The sequence below is a fragment of the Citrobacter sp. CK189 genome, assembly GCF_030333505.1.
Classification (GTDB): domain Bacteria; phylum Pseudomonadota; class Gammaproteobacteria; order Enterobacterales; family Enterobacteriaceae; genus Citrobacter_B; species Citrobacter_B koseri.
The window spans coordinates 44,207-67,599 of record NZ_JAOWFV010000035.1 but is presented as its reverse complement, the minus strand read 5'-3'; the positions used below and the strand labels follow the sequence as shown (position 1 = coordinate 67,599).

The following is a 23,393-nucleotide window of genomic DNA, read 5'->3' as shown; positions in this document are numbered from 1 at the left end:
TGTTTCCGAAAATAGGGTTGATCTTTATTGGCGGCAGGGTTACTGTATATCCATACAGTAACTCACAGGGCTGGATTGATTATGTACACTTCAGGCTATGCAAATCGTTCTTCGTTGTTCTCTTCCACTGCGGGCAGCATTGCGCGCGTCTCTTCAGAGAACACCACCGCCGGGCTTATTAGCGAAGTGGTCTATCGCGAGGACCAGCCCATGATGACGCAATTACTGCTTTTACCGCTGCTGCAACAATTAGGTCAGCAATCACGCTGGCAGCTCTGGCTGACGCCGCAACAAAAGCTGAGCCGGGAATGGGTTCAATCTGCGGGGCTGCCTTTAACAAAAGTGATGCAGATCAGCCAACTTTCTCCATGTCATACGCTGGAGTCGATGATTCGCGCATTGCGGACGGGCAACTACAGCGTCGTTATCGGTTGGCTGGCGGATGAGCTTAGCGAAGAAGAACACACCCGGCTTGCGCAAGCGGCAGATGAGGGAAATGCGATGGGATTTATCATGCGTCCTGTGAGCGCACACGCTCATGCCACGAGACACCATTCCGGGCTAAAAATTCACTCAAATTTATATCATTGAGTGAAATTAGGATTTATCCTGGAATTTTTTTTCTGCTCTTTCATCTGCTCTGAAGCTTAATACTTTTTGTGTGTGAATGCTTGTCAGAAGCGGTTTCCGCGATTTTCGCTGAGCGATTTCTCAGCAGGAAATGTTAAATATTATGTATACAAGCCTTTTTTTTTCATATGCCTGACGGAGTTCACACTTGTAAGTTTTCAACTACGTTGTAGACTTTACATCGCCAGGGGTGCTCGGCATAAGCCGCAGATATCGGTAGAGTAACTATTGAGCTGATCCCCCGGTGAAGGATTTAACCGTGTTATCTCGTTGGAGATATTCATGGCGTATTTTGGATGATAACGAGGCGCAAAAAATGAAAAAGACAGCTATCGCGATTGCAGTGGCACTGGCTGGTTTCGCTACCGTAGCGCAGGCCGCTCCGAAAGATAACACCTGGTACACTGGTGCCAAACTGGGCTGGTCTCAGTTCCATGATGTTGGCAACAACCAGATCGACAACAACGGCCCGACCCATGAAAGCCAACTGGGTGCCGGTGCGTTCGGTGGTTATCAGGTAAACCCGTACGTTGGTTTTGAAATGGGTTACGACTGGTTAGGTCGTATGCCATACAAAGGCAACACTCAAAACGGTGCATTCAAAGCTCAGGGCGTTCAGCTGACTGCTAAACTGGGTTATCCGATCACTGACGATCTGGATGTCTACACCCGTCTGGGTGGTATGGTTTGGCGCGCAGACGCTCAGAACAACACTGGCTTCAAAGATCACGATACCGGTGTTTCCCCAGTATTCGCTGGTGGCGTAGAGTACGCTGTAACGCGTGACATCGCTACCCGTCTGGAATACCAGTGGACTAACAACATCGGCGACGCAAACACCGTTGGCGGTCGTCCAGATAACGGCCTGCTGAGCGTTGGTGTTTCCTACCGTTTCGGCCAGCAGGAAGAAGCAGCTCCGGTTGCTCCAGCTCCGGCACCGGCTCCAGAAGTACAGACCAAGCACTTCACTCTGAAGTCTGACGTTCTGTTCAACTTCAACAAAGCAACGCTGAAACCAGAAGGCCAGCAGGCTCTGGATCAGATGTACAGCCAGCTGAGCAACCTGGACCCGAAAGACGGTTCCGTCGTGGTTCTGGGCTTCACTGACCGTATCGGTTCCGACGCTTACAACCAGGGTCTGTCCGAAAAACGTGCTCAGTCTGTTGTTGATTACCTGATCTCCAAAGGTATCCCGGCTGACAAAATCTCCGCACGCGGTATGGGCGAATCCAACCCGGTTACTGGCAACACCTGTGACAACGTGAAAGCTCGCGCTGCACTGATCGACTGCCTGGCCCCGGATCGTCGCGTTGAGATCGAAGTTAAAGGCGTTAAAGACGTTGTAACTCAGCCGCAGGCTTAAGTTCCCGTCTAATAAAAAACCCCGCACTGCGGGGTTTTTTTCGTCTGAAACCAGAAGAAAGAAGAAACAAACCGCTACTCTTTCCCCAGTAATGCCTGCAAATCCTGCTTCAGGGTCGACATCTTGCTGGCGTATTTCTCTTTATGTTCCGCATCCTCAATCAACTGCACAATCGTTTCTGAAAGCGTTTTGCCACGTCGCTGCGCGAGTCCCGCCAGACGCTGCCAGACAATAAACTCCAGATCGATAGACTTCTTGCGCGTATGTTGATGCTCGGCATTAAAGTGTCGTTTACGCCGTGCTCGTATGGTCTGCTTCATACGGTTTAACAGCGCAGGATTCATATGCTCTTCAATCCAGGCATTTACCCGAACCGGTTCATTTTCGAGGGTTAGCAACAAATCAACGGCTTCTTTGGCAGCACTGGCTTCCACGTACCGGGTAATCAACTCCCCTTCGCGGTGCTTCTTCACCAGATACTTCCATTTCCAGCCGCTTTCAAGGTTTTCAAGTTGTTGATATTTCATTGCGCTCTCAACGTTACCGTGTAACTCCTATCAGAATATCAGTTTTTTGGGCATCTGAAGAAAAGAATATCCAGCCTGTGAACTCTCACGCGTCGTCCTGCACGTTTACATTCGCTTTCCGCGTGTGCAGCGTTGCCTGTTACGGTATAATCGCGTTTTTTACAACAGACTAAAAAACCTCAACTTTGACCATTACGAAACTTGCATGGCGTGATCTGGTTCCTGATACCGACAGTTATCAGGAAATATTTGCACAGCCACACGTTACTGACGAAAGCGCCACCCTACTCAGCGATACTCAACCGCGACTGCAATTTGCGCTGGAACAACTTCTCCAGCCCTGGGCGTCGTCCTCTTTTATGCTGGCGAAAGCGCCGGAAGAGCCCGAGTATCTCACTCTCCTTTCTGATGCGGCCAGAACGTTGCAAGCCGATGCCGGTCAGCTGACCGGGGGCCATTACGAAATTTCGGGCCACACCATCCGTTATCGCGCAGCAGAAAAAGCAGAAGACAATTTTGCCACGTCGGCGCAGGTTGTCAGCGCTGACTGGGTTGAAGCCGAACAGCTGTTTGGCTGTCTGCGCCAGTTTAACGGCGAAATTACGCTGCAACCGGGTCTGGTGCATCAGGCTAACGGCGGCGTTCTGGTGATCTCCTTACGCACCCTTCTGGCGCAGCCGTTGCTGTGGATGCGTCTGAAGGCGATTGTCAGCCATAACCGATTCGACTGGGTCGCGTTTGACGAGTCGCGTCCGTTGCCGGTCTCTGTGCCGTCTATGCCGCTCAAGCTGAAAGTCGTGTTGGTCGGCGAACGTGAATCGTTAGCCGACTTCCAGGAAATGGAGCCGGAACTGGCTGAACAGGCGATTTACAGCGAATTTGAAGATAATCTGCAAATAGTGGATGCCGAAACCATGACCCAGTGGTGTCAGTGGGTTCAGCACACGCTTAAACGCAATAATCTGCCAGCGCCAACGCCTGATGCCTGGCAAGTGCTGGTACGCGAAGCCGTTCGCTACACGGGAGAACAGGACACGCTTCCACTGTGTCCGCTATGGATTTCCCGCCAGTTCAGAGAAGCCGCGCCGCTGTGCCAGGACGGGACATGCAGCGCCGAACAGCTCGCCCTGATGCTTGCCCAACGCGAATGGCGTGAAGGCTATCTTGCGGAGCGCATGCAGGACGAAATCCTGCAAGAGCAGATCCTGATTGAAACGGAAGGCGAGCGCATTGGTCAGATTAACGCCCTTTCCGTCATTGAATTTCCCGGCCATCCGCGCGCGTTTGGCGAGCCTTCACGTATCAGCTGCGTCGTTCATATTGGCGACGGTGAATTCACGGACATCGAGCGAAAAGCCGAGCTTGGCGGTAACATTCATGCCAAGGGGATGATGATCATGCAGGCTTTCCTGATGTCGGAACTACAGCTTGAACAGCAAATTCCATTCTCCGCCTCGCTGACCTTTGAACAGTCCTATAGTGAAGTGGATGGCGACAGCGCCTCAATGGCAGAGCTGTGCGCATTGATCAGCGCTCTGTCCGATGTGCCGGTTAATCAAAATATCGCAATTACCGGCTCCGTCGATCAGTTTGGACGCGCCCAGCCTGTTGGCGGCCTGAACGAAAAAATTGAAGGCTTTTTCACAATTTGTCAGCAGCGTGAACTGACGGGTAAACAAGGCGTTATTATTCCGGCGGCTAACGTGAGACACCTCAGCCTCCAGCCTGCGCTGTTGCAGGCCGTGGAAGAAGAGAAATTCAGCATCTGGGCGGTAGACGACGTAACAGACGCACTGCCGCTTCTGCTTAATCTGGTGTGGGATGGCGAAGGTCAGACAACATTGATGCAGACCATCCAGGAACGTATTGCCCAGGCTACACAACAGGAAGGACGTCATCGTTTTCCCTGGCCGCTACGTTGGCTAAACTGGTTTATACCGAACTGATCGGACTTGTTCAGCGTACACGTGTTAGCTATCCTGCGTGCTTCAATAAAATAAGGCTTACAGAGAACATGGTAGATAAACGCGAATCCTATACAAAAGAAGACCTTCTTGCCTCTGGTCGCGGTGAACTGTTTGGCGCTAAAGGCCCACAACTGCCGGCACCAAACATGCTGATGATGGACCGTGTCATCAAAATGACAGAGACTGGCGGTAACTTCGACAAAGGTTATGTTGAAGCTGAGCTGGATATCAATCCAGATCTCTGGTTCTTCGGATGCCACTTTATCGGCGATCCGGTTATGCCGGGCTGCCTGGGTCTGGACGCAATGTGGCAGTTGGTTGGATTCTATCTCGGCTGGCTGGGCGGCGAAGGTAAAGGCCGTGCGCTGGGCGTAGGTGAAGTGAAATTTACCGGTCAGGTTCTGCCAAGCGCGAAGAAAGTGACCTACCGTATTCACTTCAAACGTATCGTTAACCGTCGTCTGATCATGGGTCTGGCGGATGGCGAAGTTCTGGTTGATGGCCGTCTGATCTACACCGCCAACGACCTGAAAGTAGGTCTGTTCCAGGACACGTCAGCGTTCTGATCGCGGATATTTCCAGGTCTGATAAGCGTTGCCATAAGCGTGGCGTCATTGCCGGATGGCAGCATAACCACGTTATCTGACCTGCCTGTAAAAAGGCGAAACCTCCGCACTGCGGAGGTTTCTTTTTTCTAAAGAGACAGAATCAGGCCATTACTACCCTGTCCGCCATGGCTTCTCGCCAACCTCCCAGCCAGTGCGACCTCTGATTCAGCGTCTGATAGGGACACATTTCTTTTGAGCGTCCGGCAATGCCGGCCTGATATCCACGTTGATGTGCCCGTTCCAGGCGATCTCGTTTTTGTCTCTTCATGCCTCGTTTCCCTCATCTTCATGTCTGGTGGAAAAGAAAACAGTGATTACGAAATGTGCAATCACAGTAAACGAATACCGCGAAAAAGTTGTCCCGTCAATGCGCAAAATTCACGCCATTGTCATATTTGTGAGCTACTCAATAAATCATTTGTACAAAAATTGTGAGCCAGAACAGCTATTTTCACCGGGCAGAAAAACAAAAAAACCGCCCCCGGCGACGTGCCGAAAGCGGTTAAATTTACAATATTTTTAACTTATGGTATTTGCTTCAGCGCCTGAGCGATAGCGGCGGCTTCCTGATTCCAGGCGGCTGCCAGCACCTTGACCATTTCGTCATACCCGTCCTGCTGCTGCGCGGTTTCGATGTGGAATGGGCGCTTAATCAACTGCCCCTGATGGTTCAGTAGCCACTCCCCGCTTACGATAACTTTGCCATCATAACGGCCATGAAATCCCGTCACCGTCACGTTAAGCGTATCCTGCACGCTGCCCAGCGGCTGTGAGGCAACCACCCAGCCCGGAAGCTGGGCGCTCAGATTCGCCACCAGCGTATTGCGCAACTGCTGGTCCAGCGGGCTGGCCCAAAGATTGTTACTCGCAATCACGTACTGCACATCACTGGTTTGATACACCACGCCGTTGCCCGCCAGGTAGTCCGGCACCGAAACCTGTTCCACCCACAATAAGCGGTTTCCCTGGCTTGCCGTACTCTGTACGCCCCCTTGCGCGACGGGTAGCTGGTAGTAGCTCTTGTTTTCTCCGCTACTGCTACATGACGTTAACCAGAACGCCATCATCACCACTAGCCACTTTTTCATTGTTTCGCCCTCTTCGGCTCTGGATCTTTCTTGTCCTTCGCTTCAAATACCAGCGCGTTGCTCTTTTCGTTCAGCGTTTTCAATACCGGTTGCAGTTCACGGAGAACCTGATCAAGACGCTGCATATCCGCCACCATCTTGTTATACGCCGCGGAGCCAGGCTGGAAGCCCTGCATACTACGGTTCAGTTCGCGCAAGGTGTTCTGCATATCCGCCGGAAGCTGCTGCATCGACTGGCTGGAGGTAATCTTGTTCATATTATCCAGCGTGGTTTGCAGATGCTTCATCGTCCGCTGGCTTTCCGACAGCGTATTGGTCGCCTGTTGAATCATCGGGTTCAGCGGCAGGTTATTAATTTTATCCAGCGCTTCCATCAGACGCTGCTGGATTTGCGCCAGACCGCCGCTTACCGTCGGGATGATCTGATAACCGTTAAACTCATGAATGCCCGTAATTGGCGGCTCTTTCGGATAGAAGTCCAGATCAACATACAGCGCGCCGGTCACCAGATTGCCCGTTTTCAGTGAACCGCGCAGGCCGCGTTTGAGCAGTTCGGCCAGATGCGCGCCGACATCCGTCTCTTCGCCCAATTGTGCTTTCAGGCGTTCCGGCTCAATGCGTACCAGCACCGGAATACGGTAGTCAGTGTTAAATACCTGACGCATATTCGGCGCAAAGAAAGGCACTTTGCTGACCGTCCCCAGGCGAATCCCGCGGAACTCCAGCGGTGCGCCCGGTTGCAGACCGCGAATCGAATCTTTGAAGAACATCAGATAGTCGATGTGGTCGGTATACAGCGAATCCTGAATGCTTCGCTGATCGTCATACAGGCTGAAAGCAGTTTTTTCCGCAACCGGCTGCCCCAGTTCAAGCCCTTCCGGCACGTCAAAGCTCACGCCACCGCCAAACAACGTGCTTAGCGATCCCATTTCAACCCGCATACCAGCGGAAGTCAGATCCACCGCAATACCGCTGTCCTTCCAGAAACGGACGTTGCTGGTCACCAGGCGATCGTTTGGCGCATTAATGAAGAGTTGATAGCTGATGGAGCGTTTTTGCGGATCAAAGGTGCTGGTTTCAACCGAGCCAACGCGGTAGCCACGGAAAAGCACCGGATCGCCCGGACTGAGCTGCCCGGCTTTTTTGCTGTCAAGAATAACGCGGATGCCTTTCGCATCTGGCGGCGCCAGAGGTGGGGAATCCAGCAACTGGTAATCCTCCAGCCTGTTACCTTTCGTCCCCGGCTGCAACTCAATATATGCCCCGGACAGCAACGTGCCTAAGCCGCTGATCCCTTCACGCCCGACCTGCGGTTTCACCACCCAAAAGACCGAATCTTTGTGCAGCAGTTTTTCCATGCCGGAATGCAGTCTGGCCTTGATCTCTACATGCGTAAGATCGTCGGTCAGCGTCGCGCTTTCCACCACCCCCACATCCACGCTACGGCTCTTGATGGTGGTCTTACCGCCTTCAATACCTTCAGCATTCGTGGTGATCAAGGTGACTTCAGGCCCCTGATGGCTGTAGTGATAAAACAGCACCCATGCCCCAATCAGCGCAGTGACGATAGGGAATATCCACACGGGAGACCAGTTTTTTACCTTCTGCACTTTGGCTTCCCCATTTTTAGATTCCATACTGTCAGGACTCCTCATGGCCTGGTTCAGGTTCACGATCCCACGACAGACGCGGATCAAAGGTCATCGCAGAAAACATTGTCATAATGACGACTAAAGCAAACATCAATGCACCCATCGCTGGATAAATATTCATTAACCCCCCCATGCGCACCAGCGCAGAGAGTACGGCAATTACAAACACATCAATCATTGACCAGCGGCCAACAAATTCCACCACCTCATAAATCAGGTGCATTCTTTCACTGTCGCGTTTGCCATGCCCTTTCGCATCCCAGCACAGCCAGGCAATCGCAATCATTTTTAGCGTTGGCACCATAATACTGGCAATAAAAATAACCGCCGCCACCGGATAAGACCCTTCACTCCAGAGCAAAACGACCCCGGCGAGGATCGTAGAAGGCATCTTCGATCCCAATAAATCGGTGATCATGATCGGCATGATATTCGCGGGCAGATAAAGCATGATCGACGTAAATAACAGAGCCAGCGTCCATTGCAGGCTGTTTTTGCGTCGCACATGACCCTTTGCATGACAGCGCGGACACACTAATTCATTCTCCGGGAGAATGGCCGTACAGCAGGAGCAGGAACGCAGTCCCTGGCGGATGCCGGTAACGCCAGGTTTCAGCGGCTGCGCCAGCACAGGCATCGGCGTAATATCGTCCCATAACCAACGGCGATCGACGCACTGAAACGCGCGCAATTGCAGGATGCAGAAAAAACACCACGGAATAAAACTGCTTCCAACCCCGATATCCCCGTAAGCCATCAGCTTAACAAAACTGACCAGCACGCCTGCGAGGAAGATCTCCGCCATTCCCCAGGTTTTTAGCTGGAACAGCACGCGCGCCAGAACCTTTTTCACACGTAGCGGCAATTCGACGCGATTCACAAGCAATAATATCGTCACCAGACAAAAAGCCGGAACCAACTGGACAAACAGCAAAAAGAAGGTGCCAAGGCTGGCGTAATTTTCCGAAAACATGACGCCGGGGATTTCAAGCAGCGTGACTTCGCTCCTCACACCCGCGACGTTCATATTCACGAAAGGGAAAAGATTGGAAAGCAACAGCATAAACAACGCCACTAACGAATAGGCGGTGGGACGCTGCCTTGGCGCGTCCCACTCGGTCGTCAGCGTTGTGCCACATCTTGGACATGCCGCTTTCTGCCCATGCTCAAGGTGGGGCAACGCCACCAGCATGTCACATTGCGAGCATAAAATGTGCTTCGCAGCATGATGATGTTCGCACATATGCGCTCCTTTAATTATGCGCCATTCTTCAAGGCTTCAAGATACTCCCAGCGCTCAAAGGCTTGTTCAAGTTCCTGCTCTGCGTGACTCAAATCGGCCAGAACTTTTTGCGTATGATCATGCGGTTGGCTGAAAAAGGCGGCATCCGCCACCTGCGCCTGCAACGCTTCCAGTTTGGCCTCCAGCTCTTCCAGTAACTGGGGGAGCTGTTCCAGTTCGCGTTGCAGTTTATAGCTTAGTTTGTTACTGCCGCGCTTTACAATTTCTGCTTTCGGGGCAACCACTTCCTCAGTTTTCTTGACGACGGGTTGTTTAAACGCCAGATGCTGTTCCTGCTGACCACGCGCATCATGGTATCCGCCGACATAGCGACCAATCTTACCGCCGCCCTCGAAGATCCAGCACTCGGTCACGGTGTTATCCACAAACTGACGGTCATGGCTCACCAGCAGGACAGTTCCCTGATAGCCGTCAATCAACTCTTCCAGCAGTTCCAGCGTTTCAACGTCCAGATCGTTGGTCGGTTCATCGAGAATCAGCAAATTGCTGGGTTTCAGGAATAAACGCGCCAGTAAGAGGCGGTTACGTTCTCCGCCAGACAGGGCGCGAACCGGCGTCATGGCGCGCTTAGGATGGAACAGGAAGTCCTGAAGATAGCCCAGCACATGACGCGGCTTACCGTTAACCAGCACCTCTTGCTTACCTTCAGCAAGGTTATCCATCACGGTTTTATCGGGATCCAGTTCCGCGCGATGCTGATCGAAATAAGCCACTTCCAGCTTCGTGCCGACATGAATACGTCCGCTGTCCGCCTGAAGCTGGCCCAGCATCAGTTTCAGCAACGTGGTTTTCCCACAGCCGTTAGGGCCAATTAAAGCAATCTTGTCGGCACGCTGCACCTGCGCGGAGAAATCGTTTACCAGCTGCTTGCCGTCAACCTGATAGCTGACGTTTTCCATTTCGAAAACAATCTTACCGGAGCGGGCCGCTTCTTCGACCTGCATCTTCGCCGTCCCCATCACTTCACGGCGTTCGCTACGCTCGCGGCGCATCGCTTTCAGGGCGCGTACGCGACCTTCATTGCGGGTACGGCGCGCTTTAATACCCTGGCGGATCCAGACTTCTTCCTGCGCCAGTTTGCGATCGAACTCGGCATTCTGTAACTCTTCCACGCGCAGGGCTTCTTCTTTCTCCAGCAGATACTGATCGTAATCTCCCGGATAAGAAACCAGCTTGCCGCGATCGAGATCGACGATGCGGGTAGCCATATTGCGAATAAATGAACGGTCGTGGGAAATGAAAATAATCGTCCCGTTGAAAGATTTCAGGAACGTTTCCAGCCAGTCGATCGTTTCAATATCCAGGTGGTTGGTCGGCTCATCCAGCAACAATACGCGAGGGTTGCTGACCAACGCCCTGCCCAGCGCCGCTTTACGCAGCCAGCCGCCGGAAAGCGAAGAGAGCGCCGCGTTAGGATCGAGCCCAAGCTGCGCCAGCACTTCATTAATACGGTTTTCCAGTTGCCACAGGTTGTGGTGGTCGAGCTGTTCCTGCACCCGCGCCATCTCATTGAGATTTTTATCGCTGGGGTCGGTCATCACCAGGCGGGAAATATCGTGGTAACGTTTCAGGTATTCAGCCTGCTCCTCGATCCCTTCCGCAACAAAATCATAAACGCTGCCTTCGACATTACGCGGCGGATCCTGTTGCAGACGCGCGACGATCAAATCCTGCTCATAAATGATGCGTCCGTCATCCAGTCCCTGTTCGCGGTTGAGGATCTTCATCAGCGTTGACTTCCCGGCGCCATTACGGCCCACCAGGCACACGCGTTCGTTATCCTCGATATGCAGCTCTGCGTTATCGAGAAGCGGCGCGTCGCTAAACGACAGCCATGCGCCATGCATACTGATTAATGACATTTACTTTTCCTTTCAGGCTGCGGTAATCAGCCAGCAGTTGTGGATCTGACGATTACGGGCAAAGTCCTGAGAAAGCGTTTTTTGCGTAATTTCTTGTGCTTTCAGTCCCAGCGCCGCCAGGCCGTCCAGATCCATACGGAATCCGCGTTTGTTGTTGGAGAACATGATCGTGCCGCCTTTGCGCAGCAGACGTTTCAGATCTTTCATTAACACCAGGTGATCGCGCTGCACATCAAACGACTCATCCATCCGTTTTGAGTTGGAGAACGTCGGCGGATCGATAAAAATCAGATCGAACTGTTCATTCGCCTCACGCAGCCAGCCCAGGCAGTCGGCCTGAATCAGGCGGTGCGCACGGCCGCTCAGCCCGTTCAGACGCAGGTTACGTTCAGCCCACTCCAGATAGGTACGCGACATGTCCACCGTAGTGGTGCTGCGTGCGCCGCCCAGCCCAGCATGTACGCTGGCGCTGCCGGTATAGGAGAACAGGTTAAGGAAATCTTTGCCTTTGCTCATCTGACCCAGCATCCGGCGCGCAATACGGTGATCGAGGAACAGACCGGTATCAAGATAGTCGGTCAGGTTAACCCATAAACGCGCGTTATATTCGCTGACTTCAATGAACTCACCTTTCTCGTTCATCTTTTGATACTGGCTTTTGCCTTTCTGGCGCTCACGGGTTTTTAACACCAGTTTATTCGGCGCCATCTCCAGTACCAACAGCGTGGCGGCGATGATGTCGAACAGACGCTGACGCGCTTTCTGCGCATCAACCGTTTTCGGCGGCGCATATTCCTGAATCACCACCCACTCGCCGTAGCGATCGACCGCCACATTGTATTCCGGCAGATCGGCATCATACAGGCGATAGCATTCAATCCCTTCCTGGCGCGCCCATTTCTCCAGCTTCTTAATATTTTTGCGCAGGCGGTTGGCGTAATCTTCCGCCACCGTCGCAGGCTTGCTGTCTGGCGTTTTTTCCGCCAGATGATAGTTTTTCTGCACGCAGTCCAGCGGGCCGTTTTTGGCCTTGAATTGCTTATCCGCGCGCAGTTGCAGGCAGTTCAGCAGATCCGGCGAGGCGCTGAACAGCGACAGGCTCCAGCCGCCGAACTGATTTTTCATGGTGCGCCCCAGCAGGCTGTGCAGCGCAATCAGCGCCGGTTCGCTGTCCAGACGCTCACCATACGGCGGGTTGCTGATTACCGTACCGTACGGCCCTTTCGGCAGCGGGTTGCTCAGTTGGGCGACATCTTTTACCTCGAAGGTAATCAACTCACCGATGCCTGCGCGACGGGCGTTGCTGCGCGCACGTTCAATCACGCGGGCATCGCTGTCAGAACCATAAAAATGCGAGCTATATTCCGCAAGCCCTTTACGGGCGCGGGTTTGCGCTTCTGCTTTAACTTCCTGCCAGATAGCCTCATCATGCTGCGCCCAGCCGCTAAAGCCCCAGTGACCACGATGCAGACCCGGCGCGCGATCGGTCGCCCACATTGCGGCCTCGATCAGCAGCGTACCGGAACCACACATCGGGTCGAGCAGCGGCGTTCCCGGCTGCCAGCCGGAACGCATCACGATGGCCGCCGCCAGCGTCTCTTTAATTGGCGCCAGACCGGTACGATCGCGATAGCCGCGCAGGTGCAGACCATCGCCGCTCAGATCGAGGGCAATGCTGGCAGTGTCTTTGTTCAGCCAGACGTTAACGCGAATATCTGGAGATTCACGATCGACATTAGGACGCGGCAGGTTTTTACGCGTGAACGCATCAACAATCGCATCCTTTACTTTCATCGCACCATACTGGCTGTTGCGAATGGTGTCGTTCAGCCCACTAAAATGCACGGCAAAGGTGGCGTCTGGATTAAAAATCTCTGTCCAGTTGATTGCCTGCACGCCGAGGTACAGGTCTAAATCGCTGTAGACCTTGCACTCTCCCATCGGCAGCATAATGCGCGAGGCCAGGCGGCTCCACATTAAACTCTGGTACACAAGCCGCGTGTCGCCCTGAAAATGGACACCACCCTGAACCACCTGGCAATCCGCAGCGCCCAGGTTTTCAAGTTCAGTTTTTAACAGCTCTTCCAGCCCGCGGGCCGTACTGGCAAACAGAGAATTCATATTGTCACTTTTACTCTAAGAAAATTGCTGCGCATTATACACAAAATCTTTCGCGTTGCCTCGCAGCGACAAGCGTGAAGGATGGGGCTTATATAGCTAATCTGGCGCTCATGTCATAAGATTGAAAGCTTATTTTCGTTCGAGGGCTGTACAGTGGTGACGTTAACCCGGCTTTTTATTCATCCGGTCAAATCGATGCGCGGCATCGGCCTGACGCATGCGCTGGCAGACATCAGTGGCCTGGCTTTCGATCGTATCTTTATGGTTACTGAACCTGATGGCACCTTTATTACCGCCCGCCAGTTTCCGCAAATGGTGCGCTTTACGCCTTCTCCGCTACACGACGGATTACATCTTAGCGCCCCGGATGGCAGCAGCGTGGTGGTGCGCTTTGCTGATTTCGCCGCGCAGGATGCGCCAACCGAAGTCTGGGGAAACCATTTTACTGCCCGTATCGCCCCGGACGCGATAAATCAGTGGTTAAGCGGATTCTTTTCCCGTGACGTGCAATTACGCTGGGTCGGCCCCCAACTTACGCGTAGAGTCAAACGCCGCGACGATGTGCCGTTGTCATTTGCCGATGGTTATCCCTTTCTGCTGGCCAACGAGGCCTCACTGCGCGACTTACAGCAACGTTGCCCGGCTGGCGTGAAAATAGAACAGTTTCGTCCCAATCTGGTCGTTTCCGGCGCGGCGCCCTGGGAAGAAGACACCTGGAAGGTCATTCGTATCGGCGACGTCATCTTTGATGTCGCAAAACCGTGCAGCCGTTGTATTTTCACCACCGTCAGCCCTGAGAAAGGGCAAAAGCACCCAACGGGTGAGCCGCTGGCAACCTTGCAAGCCTTTCGCACGGCGCAGGACAACGGCGATGTTGATTTCGGGCAGAACCTGATTGCGCGTAACAGCGGCGTCATTCGCGTAGGCGATGAGGTTGACATTCTCGCAACCGCCCCCGCCAAACCTTATGGCGCCGCAAATTCTGATGATGCGATGGCACTGGAAAAACAGCCTGATACAACAGTCACTATCGACTGGCAGGGGCAAACCTTTCGTGGGAATAACCAACAGGTGCTGCTTGAACAACTGGAGAATCAGGGTATCCGCATCCCTTATTCATGTCGGGCCGGGATCTGCGGCAGTTGCCGGATAACGCTGCTGGAAGGCGAAGTGAGTCCGCTGAAAAAATCAGCGATTAACGATGACGGAACGATTCTTAGCTGTAGCTGCGTGCCAAAAACCGCGCTCAGGCTGGGAAATTAAACCGCTTGTTCAAGGCTGAAGCTGGCGAGTCGCTGTTGCGGCTTCAGTCTGTCGTTCATGATCTTAATCGCATCGCCAAGCTGCATAGTGCGTCCAGCCACGACGACACCGGGCTGGGCCAGCAGGCACAGCGCCGCGTTTTCACCCGGCTCAACCACCAGTAAATTCACCTGCTCTTCGGTATCGCTAAGCCACACGCAGGCGGCATCACCCACCGTTGGCGTCCAGATCTCGCCGTGTGCGACAAAATGCCAGCTTTTTGGCATCTGTGGTTTCAGATAACGGATCGCCACAAGCGCATTGAGCACCAGTTCCGCTTTTTGTTCTTTCGATAATTCGAGATCGCGACATTTTTCTTCAAAAGAGAAATAGAGCGCGGCATCATCGACACAAAAACCAGACGGCGAAAATGCATCCGGCGTGAGCATTTTGCGAGCAAAGCGCGAGCGAAATAACATGCCATTGGCTAAATCGAGCATCATTCGGTCATGCTCTTCATCATAATACCAGCGCCAGTTATCGTCAGGTTTAATTCGCATTGTACTCTCTCCCGTTTCCATCACCCTGTTGCAAAAATGTCCTTTTTCACCGCTTCGTTTATTACCTTAATAAGCAAAGCCTAAAATGTTTAAATAAGCAACAATGAAGGAATATAAAACAACCAGGGCCGGAAATAAAGCCCTTGTTGTCTGATAATGAGAGAAAAGAATCAAATATGGGTAACGATTTCTTTAATCAGTTGCGGGCCTTTAAAAATAAAGCCGGAATAAATTTGTACCAGCGTAGCGCCAGCAGCCATCTTCTCACGCGCCGCGATGACAGAATCTATCCCGCCGACGCCAATAATCGGTAACTGTCCTTTCAATTCCTGGGACAGTCGGCGAATAATTTCTGTACTTTTTAACTGTAATGGTCGACCGCTTAAACCACCCGTTTCATCGCAATTTTTCATTCCCTGAACCAGAGAACGATCGAGCGTCGTATTTGTCGCAATCACACCATCAATATTATGGCGAACTAAACTGTCGGCCACCTGGATCAATTCGTCCTCAGAAAGATCCGGGGCGATCTTTACCGCGATCGGAACATATTTATGGTGGATCGTCTGGAGATCATTTTGCTTATTTTTAATTGCCGTCAGCAAATCATCCAGCGCCTCGCCATATTGTAGCGTACGTAACCCTGGGGTATTTGGCGAAGAGATATTAATGGCGATATAACCGGCATATGCATAGATTTTTTCCATACAAATCAGATAGTCATCTTTGCCATTCTCTACCGGCGTATCTTTATTTTTGCCGATATTAATTCCGAGGATACCGTCGAAATGCGCTTTTTTGACATTCTCTACCAGGTTATCAACGCCCAAATTATTAAAGCCCATCCGGTTGATCAACCCTTCGGCATCAACCAGGCGGAAAAGGCGCGGCTTATCGTTACCAGGCTGAGGGCGCGGCGTCACGGTTCCGATCTCAATCGATCCGAATCCCATTGCGCCCAGAGCATCGATGCACTCTCCGTCCTTATCCAGACCCGCAGCAAGGCCGAGCGGATTCTTAAATGTCAGCCCCATGCAGCTTACTGGCTTCGCAGGGACTTTCTGTCGGACAAGCGCTTCCAGCGGCGTGCCTGTTACACGGCGTAATTGCTGAAACGTAAATTCATGAGCGCGCTCTGGATCGAGCTGAAAAAGGGCTTTACGAACGAAGGGGTAGTACATGAACTCTCCTGGATTCCCGGTGTGCAGACCGGGGGCGTATTATGTGCGATATCCAGCGAAAAGGGAATTGACTTGCGGCAATAAATAGCAATCGTTTTCCTTGTTGTCCTCTTTTTATTCAATTTCCAACTTTTCTATCCCGCATAAATCATTTCGGTAAACAAAATCTCTCTGTCAGACTGCACAAATTGTTATCAATGTTAATGAAAATAGAATAATTAGTTATAAGTGGAGATTGAGATTATGCGCGTCATCACTCTGGCGGGAAGCCCACGCTTTCCCTCTCGTTCCAGTGCGTTACTGGAATATTCCCGGGAAAAACTGAACAGTCTGGACGTCGAAGTCAGCCACTGGAATTTGCATAACTTTGACCCCGAAGACTTGCTATATGCGCGTTTCGACAGCCCGGCGTTAAAAACATTTATTGAACAATTACAGGATGTAGACGGGCTGATCGTCGCAACGCCGGTTTATAAAGCCGCCTATTCCGGGGCGTTAAAAACGTTGCTCGACCTGCTTCCTGAACGAGCGCTGGAAGGCAAAGCCGTATTACCGCTGGCAACCGGCGGTACTGTCGCCCATTTACTGGCCGTTGACTACGCGCTCAAGCCGGTGCTGAGCGCGCTGAAAGCACAAGAGATCCTGCACGGCGTATTTGCCGACGATTCCCAGGTGATTGATTACCAGCATAAACCGCAGTTCACCCCTAATTTACAACATCGCCTTGACAGCGCGCTTGAAACATTCTGGCAAGCATTGCACCGCCGCGATGTGCCGGTTCCCGTCATTCATTCACCACGAGGCGTTGCCCATGTTTAAATTTTTCAGACATCGTCCTCAATGGCTGGCGCTGGCCGGATTGCTCTCGCTTTCGGCCTGGTCACACGCGGCAGAGTCAGCGCCTGACGCACTGCGCATCGGCTATCAGAAAGGCAGCATCAGTATGGTGCTGGCGAAAAGCCACCAACTGCTGGAGAAGCGTTACCCGCAAACCAAAATCTCCTGGGTTGAGTTCCCGGCAGGCCCGCAAATGCTGGAGGCATTGAATGTCGGCAGTATCGATCTCGGCAGTACCGGCGATATCCCCCCTATTTTTGCGCAGGCTGCCGGGGCGGACCTGGTTTATGTTGGCGTTGAGCCTCCCAAACCAAAAGCCGAGGTCATTCTCGTCCCTGAAAACAGTCCGATAAAAACCGTCGCGGATCTGAAAGGACACAAAGTCGCCTTCCAGAAAGGTTCCAGTTCGCACAATCTGCTGTTGCGCGCACTGCAACAGGCCGGACTTAAATTTACCGATATCCAGGCCACATACCTGACGCCAGCAGACGCCCGCGCCGCGTTCCAGCAAGGGAATGTCGATGCGTGGGCAATCTGGGACCCTTACTATTCCGCTGCGCTGTTGCAGGGTGGCGTTCGCGTCCTGAAAGACGGGACCGACCTGAAACAAACCGGTTCATTCTATCTGGCGGCGCGCCCTTATGCCGAAAAGAACGGCAGCTTCATTCAGGGCGTTCTGGACACCTTCAGTCAGGCCGATGCGTTAACGATAAGCCAGCGTGAACAAAGTATCACCCTGCTGGCAAAAACGATGGGATTGCCTGAACCGGTGATTGCCACCTATCTGGATCATCGCCCGCCAACCACCATTACGCCGGTGAGCGCCTCTGTCGCTACCTTGCAGCAGCAAACCGCCGATCTGTTTTACGACAACCGTCTGGTGCCGAAAAAAATTGATATTCGCCAGCGTATCTGGCAGCCCACTCAACAAGAAGGAGCAAAATTATGAGCCTGAATATGTTCTGGTTTTTACCTACCCACGGTGACGGGCATTATCTGGGAACCGAAGCAGGCTCGCGCCCGGTCGATCACGGTTACCTGCAACAAATCGCGCAAACGGCGGACCGCCTGGGCTTTACGGGCGTATTGATCCCAACCGGGCGTTCCTGCGAAGACGCCTGGCTGGTTGCCGCCTCAATGATTCCGGTCACACAGCGACTGAAATTCCTGGTCGCCCTGCGCCCAAGCGTCACGTCGCCAACGGTTGCCGCCCGTCAGGCTGCAACGCTGGACAGACTCTCCAATGGCCGCGCGCTGTTTAATCTGGTTACCGGTAGCGATCCGCAGGAGCTGGCCGGTGACGGCGTCTTCCTTGACCACACCGAACGCTATGAAGCCTCATCCGAGTTTACGCAGGTATGGCGACGCCTGCTGCAAGGCGAGACGGTGGACTTCAACGGTAAACATATTCACGTTCGTGGCGCAAAACTGTTCTTCCCTGCCATTCAGCAACCGTATCCACCGCTCTATTTTGGCGGTTCATCGGATGTCGCGCAGGATCTCGCCGCTGAGCAGGTCGATCTCTATCTCACCTGGGGCGAACCGCCTGCGCAGGTAAAAGAGAAAATTGAACAGGTACGCGCCAAAGCGGCGGCTCGCGGGCGTAAAATCCGTTTCGGCATCCGCCTGCACGTCATTGTGCGTGAAACCAATGAAGAGGCCTGGCGTGCGGCCGAGCGCCTGATTGCTCACCTGGATGACGATACGATCGCCAAAGCGCAAGCCGCATTCGCCAGAACGGATTCTGTCGGTCAGCACCGGATGGCCGCGCTGCATAACGGTAAGCGTGATCAACTGGAGATCAGCCCTAACTTGTGGGCTGGCGTCGGGCTGGTGCGCGGCGGCGCGGGAACCGCGTTGGTGGGTGATGGCCCGACCGTCGCCGCACGTATAAATGAGTACGCGGCGCTGGGTATCGACAGTTTTGTGCTCTCCGGTTATCCGCATCTGGAAGAAGCCTACAACGTGGGCGAACTGCTGTTCCCGCATCTGGACGTCGCCATCCCGGAAATTCCGCAGCCGCAGCCTCTGCATCAGCAAGGCGAAGCGGTTGCCAATGAATTTATCCCCCGTAAAGCCGCGCAGAGTTAAGGAGTACGCCAATGGCAACGCCCACAAACAAATGGTTATTGCGCGTTGCCCCCTGGTTTTTACCGGTGGGCATCGTGGCGGTCTGGCAAATAGCCTCTTCGATGGGCTGGTTGTCAACCCGCATACTCCCCTCTCCTGAAGGGGTGATCGCGGCATTCTGGACACTCTCCGCCAGCGGCGAACTCTGGCAGCATCTGGCCATTAGTTCGTGGCGCGCTTTCATCGGCTTTTCAATTGGCGGTTCTATCGGTCTGACGCTGGGGCTGATCAGCGGTTTGTCGCGGTGGGGAGAACGTCTGCTGGATACTTCAGTACAAATGCTGCGTAACGTGCCGCACCTGGCGCTGATCCCGCTGGTGATTTTATGGTTCGGGATTGATGAAAGCGCGAAGATTTTTCTCGTGGCGCTGGGAACGCTGTTTCCGATTTATATCAATACCTGGCATGGGATTCGTAATATCGATCGGGGTCTGGTGGAGATGGCTCGCAGCTATGGCTTATCCGGCTTCCCGCTGTTTGTGCATGTGATCCTCCCCGGCGCCCTGCCCTCTATTATGGTTGGCGTCCGTTTTGCGCTCGGGTTGATGTGGCTGACGCTGATTGTGGCGGAAACCATTTCGGCGAATGCCGGGATCGGCTATCTGGCGATGAACGCCAGGGAATTCCTGCAAACGGACATCGTCGTGGTCGCGATTATTTTGTATGCCCTGCTCGGTAAACTCGCCGACGTCAGCGCACAGCTGTTAGAGCGCGTCTGGCTGCGCTGGAATCCTGCTTATTACACGAAAGAGGCAACCGTATGAATACCGCTCGTCTTAATCAGGGAACGCCGCTACTGCTCAACGCGGTAACCAAACAATATGCTGACAACACGGTGCTGAACCAGTTGGATCTGCATATTCCCGCCGGGCAATTTGTGGCGGTGGTTGGACGCAGCGGTGGCGGGAAAAGTACGCTGCTGCGTCTGCTGGCCGGTCTGGAATCCCCTACAGCTGGCGAATTGCTTGCCGGAACAACGCCGCTGGCCGAGATCCAGGACGACACGCGTATGATGTTCCAGGATGCGCGCCTGCTGCCGTGGAAGTCGGTGATCGATAATGTTGGATTGGGTCTGAAAGGCGGCTGGCGGGATGCGGCGCGTCAGGCGCTGGCGGCGGTCGGTCTCGAAAACCGGGCGACGGAGTGGCCTGCGGCGCTGTCCGGCGGGCAGAAACAGCGTGTCGCGCTGGCCCGCGCGCTGATCCACCGGCCTGGATTATTGCTGCTGGATGAACCTCTCGGCGCGCTGGATGCCCTGACCCGGCTGGAGATGCAGGATTTGATCGTCTCGTTATGGCAAGAGCACGGTTTTACAGTGCTGCTGGTCACGCATGACGTCAGCGAGGCCGTGGCAATGGCCGATCGGGTTCTGTTGATCGAGGACGGGAAAATTGGTCTGGACTTGACGGTGGATATCGCGAGGCCGCGCCGTCTGGGGACGGTACGTTTAGCGGAACTGGAAGCGGAAGTGTTGGGTCGGGTGATGCAACGTGGCGAAAATGAGGCTCCGCTACGCAAGCACGGTTAAAAAATGCCGGATGGCGCTGTTGCTTATCCGGCCTACACGTAAATGGTAGGCCGGACGCATCCGGCAATATTATCAGGCTAACGCTTTGGTAATCTTCTCGAACAGATCGCCAGAGAGGTTTTCCAGCCCTTTCAGTTGCTCCAGCGCGGCGCGCATTTTTTCCTGGCGCTTCGCATCGTAACGTTTCAGACGAATCAGCGGTTCAATCAGGCGTGATGCCACCTGTGGGTTACGGCTGTTGAGGTCCGTCAGCATTTCGACCAGGAACTGATAGCCGCTGCCGTCTTCAGCATGAAACGCCGCCGGATTGCTCCCGGCAAATGCGCCAATCAACGAACGAATACGGTTCGGGTTGCTCATACTGAAAGAACGATGCTTCAGGAGGCCACGCACCGTTTCCAGCACGTTATCCGCCGGGCTGGTGGATTGCAGGATAAACCATTTATCCATGACCAGTCCGTCCTGATGCCACTTATCATCATACTCCTGCATCAACGCGTCACGGCACGGCAATTGCGCCGCGACCGCCGCCGACAGCGCCGCCAGCGCATCGGTCATATTATTGGCTTCATGGTACTGCTTGCTCACCAGCGTATCCGCCAGGTGGGTTTCACCAAAGGCCAGGAAGCGCAGGCAGGCATTGCGTAGCGTACGCTTGCCAATGTCGGCGTGTTCAACGCGGTACTCATCAAGATGATTCGCGTTATAGATTGCCAGGAACTCGTCTGCCAGTTCCGCCGCCAGCGTGCGGGTCAACGCTTCGCGGACTTCGGCAATCGCCAGCGGATCGATGATCTCGAACAGTTCCGCAATCTCATTCACCGAAGGCAACGTCAGAATTTCCGCCGCCAGCGCCGGATCGATTTTCTCATCCAGCAGAACCGCCCGGAAGGCATCCGCCACATGTACCGGCAGCGACAGCGGCTGCCCCTGCTGGTGGCGCGCAACGTTCAGCTTAATATACGTCGCCAACAGGCTTTGCGCCGCGTCCCAACGTGAGAAGTCATTGCGCGAATGACGCATCAGGAACGTCAGTTGTTGATCGCTCCATTTGTACTCCAGTTTCACCGGCGCGGAGAATTCGCACAGTAGTGCTGGCACAGGCTGGAAATACACATTGTCAAAGACAAAGGTTTGCTCCGCCTGGGTTACATTCAACACGGAATTGACCGGATGACCGCCCTTCTGCAACGGAATAACGTTGCCTTCGTTGTCGTACAGCTCAATCGCGAACGGAATATGCAGCGCTTGCTTTTCTGCCTGATCCGCCGTCGCAGGCGTACGCTGACTAATGGTCAACGTGTACTGTTCCGTTTCCGGGTTATAGTCGTCCCGTACGCTGACAACCGGCGTGCCGGACTGGCTGTACCAGCGGCGGAAGTGAGACAAATCGACATTCGACGCATCCTCCATCGCCTGCACAAAGTCATCACAGGTAGCGGCGCTGCCGTCATGACGCTCAAAATAAAGCTGCATCCCTTTCTGGAAATTCGTTTCGCCCAGCAGCGTGTGGATCATGCGAATCACTTCCGCGCCCTTCTCGTAGACGGTCAGGGTGTAGAAGTTGTTCATCTCAATGACCTTATCCGGGCGGATAGGATGCGCCATTGGGCTGGCGTCCTCAGCAAATTGCAGACCGCGCATGGTGCGCACGTTGCTGATGCGGTTCACCGCGCGGGAGCCGAGATCGGAACTAAATTCCTGGTCGCGGAAAACGGTCAGGCCTTCTTTCAGACTCAACTGGAACCAGTCGCGACAGGTAACGCGGTTACCCGTCCAGTTGTGGAAATATTCGTGACCAATAACACGCTCAATGTCGAGATAATCTTTGTCGGTCGCCGTATCGGTGCGGGCCAGCACATATTTGGAGTTAAAGACGTTCAAACCTTTATTCTCCATCGCGCCCATATTGAAGAAGTCCACCGCCACGATCATGTAGATGTCGAGGTCATACTCCAGGCCGAAACGCTCTTCATCCCATTTCATGGAGTTTTTCAGCGAAGTCATCGCCCACGGCGCACGGTCCAGATTGCCGCGATCAACGTACAGTTCCAGCGCCACCTCCCGGCCAGAACGCGTGATGAAGGTATCGCGCAGTACATCGAAATCACCCGCCACCAGCGCAAACAGGTAACAGGGTTTCGGGAACGGGTCCTGCCACTGCACCCAGTGACGGCCATTATCCAGTTCACCCTGCGCAATACGGTTGCCGTTGGAAAGCAGGAACGGATATCTGGATTTATCGGCAATGATTTTGGTGGTAAAACGCGCCAGCACATCCGGGCGGTCAAGATACCAGGTTATGTGGCGGAAACCTTCCGCTTCACACTGCGTACACAGCGCGTCGCCTGACTGGTACAGGCCTTCCAGCGCCGTGTTCGCCGCCGGGCTGATCTCATTCACAATGCGCAGAGTAAAGCGCTCGGGCAGGCTGCCGATCACCAGCTCGCCCTCTTCTTCTTTGTAGTCAGTCCACGGCGCATCGTTTACATGGAGGGATACCAGTCGCAGATCTTCACCGCTCAGGCGAAGGGGCGCGTCAGATGCGCCATGACGGACAGCCTGACTCAGTGCTGTAACGACGGTTTTCTCAGCATCCAGGTCAAAGGTCAAATCAATGTCAGTAATCTGGTAATCCGGGGCACGGTAGTCGTGACGGTATTTGGCTTGTGGCTGTTGTGTCATAAAAAACCTTTAGCATCTTTTGTAGAGTCCCGACTCCAGTCTATTCCTGTTGTCGAAATCGCGCTATGCAGAATGTTCATCTTTTCAGACACAAACACTCTTTTTGCTA

General features: G+C 53.6%; 20 protein-coding genes. 10 read left to right on the top strand and 10 right to left on the bottom strand.

The genetic code is table 11. From position 1 onward, the window contains the following. Positions 1-81 precede the first annotated feature (81 nt). Both sulA and ompA read left to right on the top strand, forming a co-directional pair. Positions 82-591 (top strand): SOS-induced cell division inhibitor SulA, encoded by a 510-nt coding sequence (gene sulA, locus OGV83_RS04565; RefSeq protein ID WP_012132966.1) that lies wholly within the window; start codon positions 82-84, stop codon positions 589-591. A 355-nt stretch (positions 592-946) separates the two neighbouring features. Further along, entirely contained in the window at positions 947-1,993 is a 1,047-nt protein-coding gene (gene ompA / locus OGV83_RS04560) for a porin OmpA (RefSeq protein WP_047463714.1), read from the top strand. A gap of 74 nt (positions 1,994-2,067) precedes the next feature. On the opposite strand, the gene matP is transcribed toward ompA, so the two are convergent. Next, positions 2,068-2,520: a macrodomain Ter protein MatP gene (matP, locus tag OGV83_RS04555; protein ID WP_012132968.1), complete on the bottom strand. Its 453-nt coding sequence runs from the start codon at positions 2,518-2,520 to the stop codon at positions 2,068-2,070. Between the two features lie 185 nt (positions 2,521-2,705). On the opposite strand from matP, the gene OGV83_RS04550 reads away from it, so the two are divergent. Then, positions 2,706-4,466, top strand: coding sequence for an AAA family ATPase (locus tag OGV83_RS04550; RefSeq protein ID WP_286463194.1), 1,761 nt, complete (start codon positions 2,706-2,708; stop codon positions 4,464-4,466). A 68-nt stretch (positions 4,467-4,534) separates the two neighbouring features. Then, positions 4,535-5,053: a bifunctional 3-hydroxydecanoyl-ACP dehydratase/trans-2-decenoyl-ACP isomerase gene (fabA, locus tag OGV83_RS04545; protein ID WP_012132970.1), complete on the top strand. Its 519-nt coding sequence runs from the start codon at positions 4,535-4,537 to the stop codon at positions 5,051-5,053. A 142-nt stretch (positions 5,054-5,195) separates the two neighbouring features. Here the strand turns inward: fabA and rmf are convergent, their stop codons facing one another. The 6 genes from rmf to rlmKL all read right to left on the bottom strand — a co-directional run bounded on the left by rmf (position 5,196) and on the right by rlmKL (position 13,121). Next, positions 5,196-5,363 carry a ribosome modulation factor gene (gene rmf, locus OGV83_RS04540; RefSeq protein ID WP_012905338.1) on the bottom strand — a complete coding sequence of 56 codons (168 nt, stop codon included), beginning with the start codon at positions 5,361-5,363 and terminating at the stop codon, positions 5,196-5,198. Between the two features lie 256 nt (positions 5,364-5,619). Continuing rightward, complete coding sequence (gene pqiC / locus OGV83_RS04535) at positions 5,620-6,183, bottom strand: membrane integrity-associated transporter subunit PqiC (protein ID WP_012132972.1); 564 nt, start codon at positions 6,181-6,183, stop codon at positions 5,620-5,622. Beyond that, positions 6,180-7,820: an intermembrane transport protein PqiB gene (gene pqiB / locus OGV83_RS04530; protein WP_047457720.1), complete on the bottom strand. Its 1,641-nt coding sequence runs from the start codon at positions 7,818-7,820 to the stop codon at positions 6,180-6,182. The genes pqiC and pqiB overlap by 4 nt, the downstream gene beginning before the upstream one ends. A gap of 4 nt (positions 7,821-7,824) precedes the next feature. After that, the gene (gene pqiA, locus OGV83_RS04525; protein ID WP_024130471.1) at positions 7,825-9,078 is read right to left on the bottom strand and encodes a membrane integrity-associated transporter subunit PqiA; all 1,254 of its coding nucleotides are present in this window, start codon (positions 9,076-9,078) and stop codon (positions 7,825-7,827) included. 14 nt (positions 9,079-9,092) lie between these two features. Then, positions 9,093-11,000 (bottom strand): ABC transporter ATP-binding protein, encoded by a 1,908-nt coding sequence (locus tag OGV83_RS04520; RefSeq protein WP_024130472.1) that lies wholly within the window; start codon positions 10,998-11,000, stop codon positions 9,093-9,095. A 12-nt stretch (positions 11,001-11,012) separates the two neighbouring features. Then, entirely contained in the window at positions 11,013-13,121 is a 2,109-nt protein-coding gene (gene rlmKL / locus OGV83_RS04515) for a bifunctional 23S rRNA (guanine(2069)-N(7))-methyltransferase RlmK/23S rRNA (guanine(2445)-N(2))-methyltransferase RlmL (protein WP_058668971.1), read from the bottom strand. Between the two features lie 153 nt (positions 13,122-13,274). On the opposite strand from rlmKL, the gene OGV83_RS04510 reads away from it, so the two are divergent. Next, on the top strand, positions 13,275-14,384 hold the full coding sequence (locus OGV83_RS04510) for a YcbX family protein (RefSeq protein WP_286463193.1): 1,110 nt from the start codon (positions 13,275-13,277) through the stop codon (positions 14,382-14,384). Here OGV83_RS04510 and zapC read toward each other — a convergent pair. Continuing rightward, positions 14,381-14,923 carry a cell division protein ZapC gene (gene zapC / locus OGV83_RS04505; protein ID WP_024130474.1) on the bottom strand — a complete coding sequence of 181 codons (543 nt, stop codon included), beginning with the start codon at positions 14,921-14,923 and terminating at the stop codon, positions 14,381-14,383. The genes OGV83_RS04510 and zapC overlap by 4 nt on opposite strands. 170 nt (positions 14,924-15,093) lie before the next feature. Continuing rightward, positions 15,094-16,104: a quinone-dependent dihydroorotate dehydrogenase gene (gene pyrD, locus OGV83_RS04500; RefSeq protein ID WP_049009865.1), complete on the bottom strand. Its 1,011-nt coding sequence runs from the start codon at positions 16,102-16,104 to the stop codon at positions 15,094-15,096. Positions 16,105-16,347: 243 nt separating this feature from the next. Between pyrD and ssuE the strand changes: the two genes are divergently transcribed. Genes ssuE through ssuB form a run of 5 tightly spaced genes read left to right on the top strand, consistent with a single transcriptional unit; the run spans position 16,348 to position 20,599 of the window. Further along, positions 16,348-16,923: an NADPH-dependent FMN reductase gene (gene ssuE, locus OGV83_RS04495; RefSeq protein WP_049009864.1), complete on the top strand. Its 576-nt coding sequence runs from the start codon at positions 16,348-16,350 to the stop codon at positions 16,921-16,923. Then, positions 16,916-17,890, top strand: a complete 975-nt coding sequence (locus OGV83_RS04490; protein WP_012132981.1) for a sulfonate ABC transporter substrate-binding protein — start codon at positions 16,916-16,918, stop codon at positions 17,888-17,890. The genes ssuE and OGV83_RS04490 overlap by 8 nt, the downstream gene beginning before the upstream one ends. Beyond that, a complete protein-coding gene (gene ssuD, locus OGV83_RS04485) occupies positions 17,887-19,032 on the top strand; it encodes an FMNH2-dependent alkanesulfonate monooxygenase (RefSeq protein ID WP_104868831.1) in 1,146 nt (381 codons plus the stop codon). The genes OGV83_RS04490 and ssuD overlap by 4 nt, the downstream gene beginning before the upstream one ends. A gap of 11 nt (positions 19,033-19,043) precedes the next feature. Continuing rightward, on the top strand, positions 19,044-19,835 hold the full coding sequence (gene ssuC / locus OGV83_RS04480) for an aliphatic sulfonate ABC transporter permease SsuC (RefSeq protein WP_012132983.1): 792 nt from the start codon (positions 19,044-19,046) through the stop codon (positions 19,833-19,835). Next, positions 19,832-20,599, top strand: a complete 768-nt coding sequence (gene ssuB, locus OGV83_RS04475) for an aliphatic sulfonates ABC transporter ATP-binding protein (protein WP_012132984.1) — start codon at positions 19,832-19,834, stop codon at positions 20,597-20,599. The genes ssuC and ssuB overlap by 4 nt, the downstream gene beginning before the upstream one ends. 72 nt (positions 20,600-20,671) lie before the next feature. Here ssuB and pepN read toward each other — a convergent pair whose 3' ends face one another. After that, complete coding sequence (pepN, locus tag OGV83_RS04470; RefSeq protein ID WP_058668969.1) at positions 20,672-23,284, bottom strand: aminopeptidase N; 2,613 nt, start codon at positions 23,282-23,284, stop codon at positions 20,672-20,674. Between the last annotated feature and the right edge of the window lie 109 nt (positions 23,285-23,393).

Coding starts and splice junctions, on each gene's coding strand:
- sulA (WP_012132966.1), top strand. CDS start 82: ATGTACACTTCAGGCTATGCAAATCGTTCTTCGTTGTTCTCTTCCACT.
- ompA (WP_047463714.1), top strand. CDS start 947: ATGAAAAAGACAGCTATCGCGATTGCAGTGGCACTGGCTGGTTTCGCT.
- matP (WP_012132968.1), bottom strand. CDS start 2,520: ATGAAATATCAACAACTTGAAAACCTTGAAAGCGGCTGGAAATGGAAG.
- fabA (WP_012132970.1), top strand. CDS start 4,535: ATGGTAGATAAACGCGAATCCTATACAAAAGAAGACCTTCTTGCCTCT.
- rmf (WP_012905338.1), bottom strand. CDS start 5,363: ATGAAGAGACAAAAACGAGATCGCCTGGAACGGGCACATCAACGTGGA.
- pqiC (WP_012132972.1), bottom strand. CDS start 6,183: ATGAAAAAGTGGCTAGTGGTGATGATGGCGTTCTGGTTAACGTCATGT.
- pqiB (WP_047457720.1), bottom strand. CDS start 7,820: ATGGAATCTAAAAATGGGGAAGCCAAAGTGCAGAAGGTAAAAAACTGG.
- pqiA (WP_024130471.1), bottom strand. CDS start 9,078: ATGTGCGAACATCATCATGCTGCGAAGCACATTTTATGCTCGCAATGT.
- OGV83_RS04520 (WP_024130472.1), bottom strand. CDS start 11,000: ATGTCATTAATCAGTATGCATGGCGCATGGCTGTCGTTTAGCGACGCG.
- rlmKL (WP_058668971.1), bottom strand. CDS start 13,121: ATGAATTCTCTGTTTGCCAGTACGGCCCGCGGGCTGGAAGAGCTGTTA.
- zapC (WP_024130474.1), bottom strand. CDS start 14,923: ATGCGAATTAAACCTGACGATAACTGGCGCTGGTATTATGATGAAGAG.
- pyrD (WP_049009865.1), bottom strand. CDS start 16,104: ATGTACTACCCCTTCGTTCGTAAAGCCCTTTTTCAGCTCGATCCAGAG.
- ssuE (WP_049009864.1), top strand. CDS start 16,348: ATGCGCGTCATCACTCTGGCGGGAAGCCCACGCTTTCCCTCTCGTTCC.
- OGV83_RS04490 (WP_012132981.1), top strand. CDS start 16,916: ATGTTTAAATTTTTCAGACATCGTCCTCAATGGCTGGCGCTGGCCGGA.
- ssuD (WP_104868831.1), top strand. CDS start 17,887: ATGAGCCTGAATATGTTCTGGTTTTTACCTACCCACGGTGACGGGCAT.
- ssuC (WP_012132983.1), top strand. CDS start 19,044: ATGGCAACGCCCACAAACAAATGGTTATTGCGCGTTGCCCCCTGGTTT.
- ssuB (WP_012132984.1), top strand. CDS start 19,832: ATGAATACCGCTCGTCTTAATCAGGGAACGCCGCTACTGCTCAACGCG.
- pepN (WP_058668969.1), bottom strand. CDS start 23,284: ATGACACAACAGCCACAAGCCAAATACCGTCACGACTACCGTGCCCCG.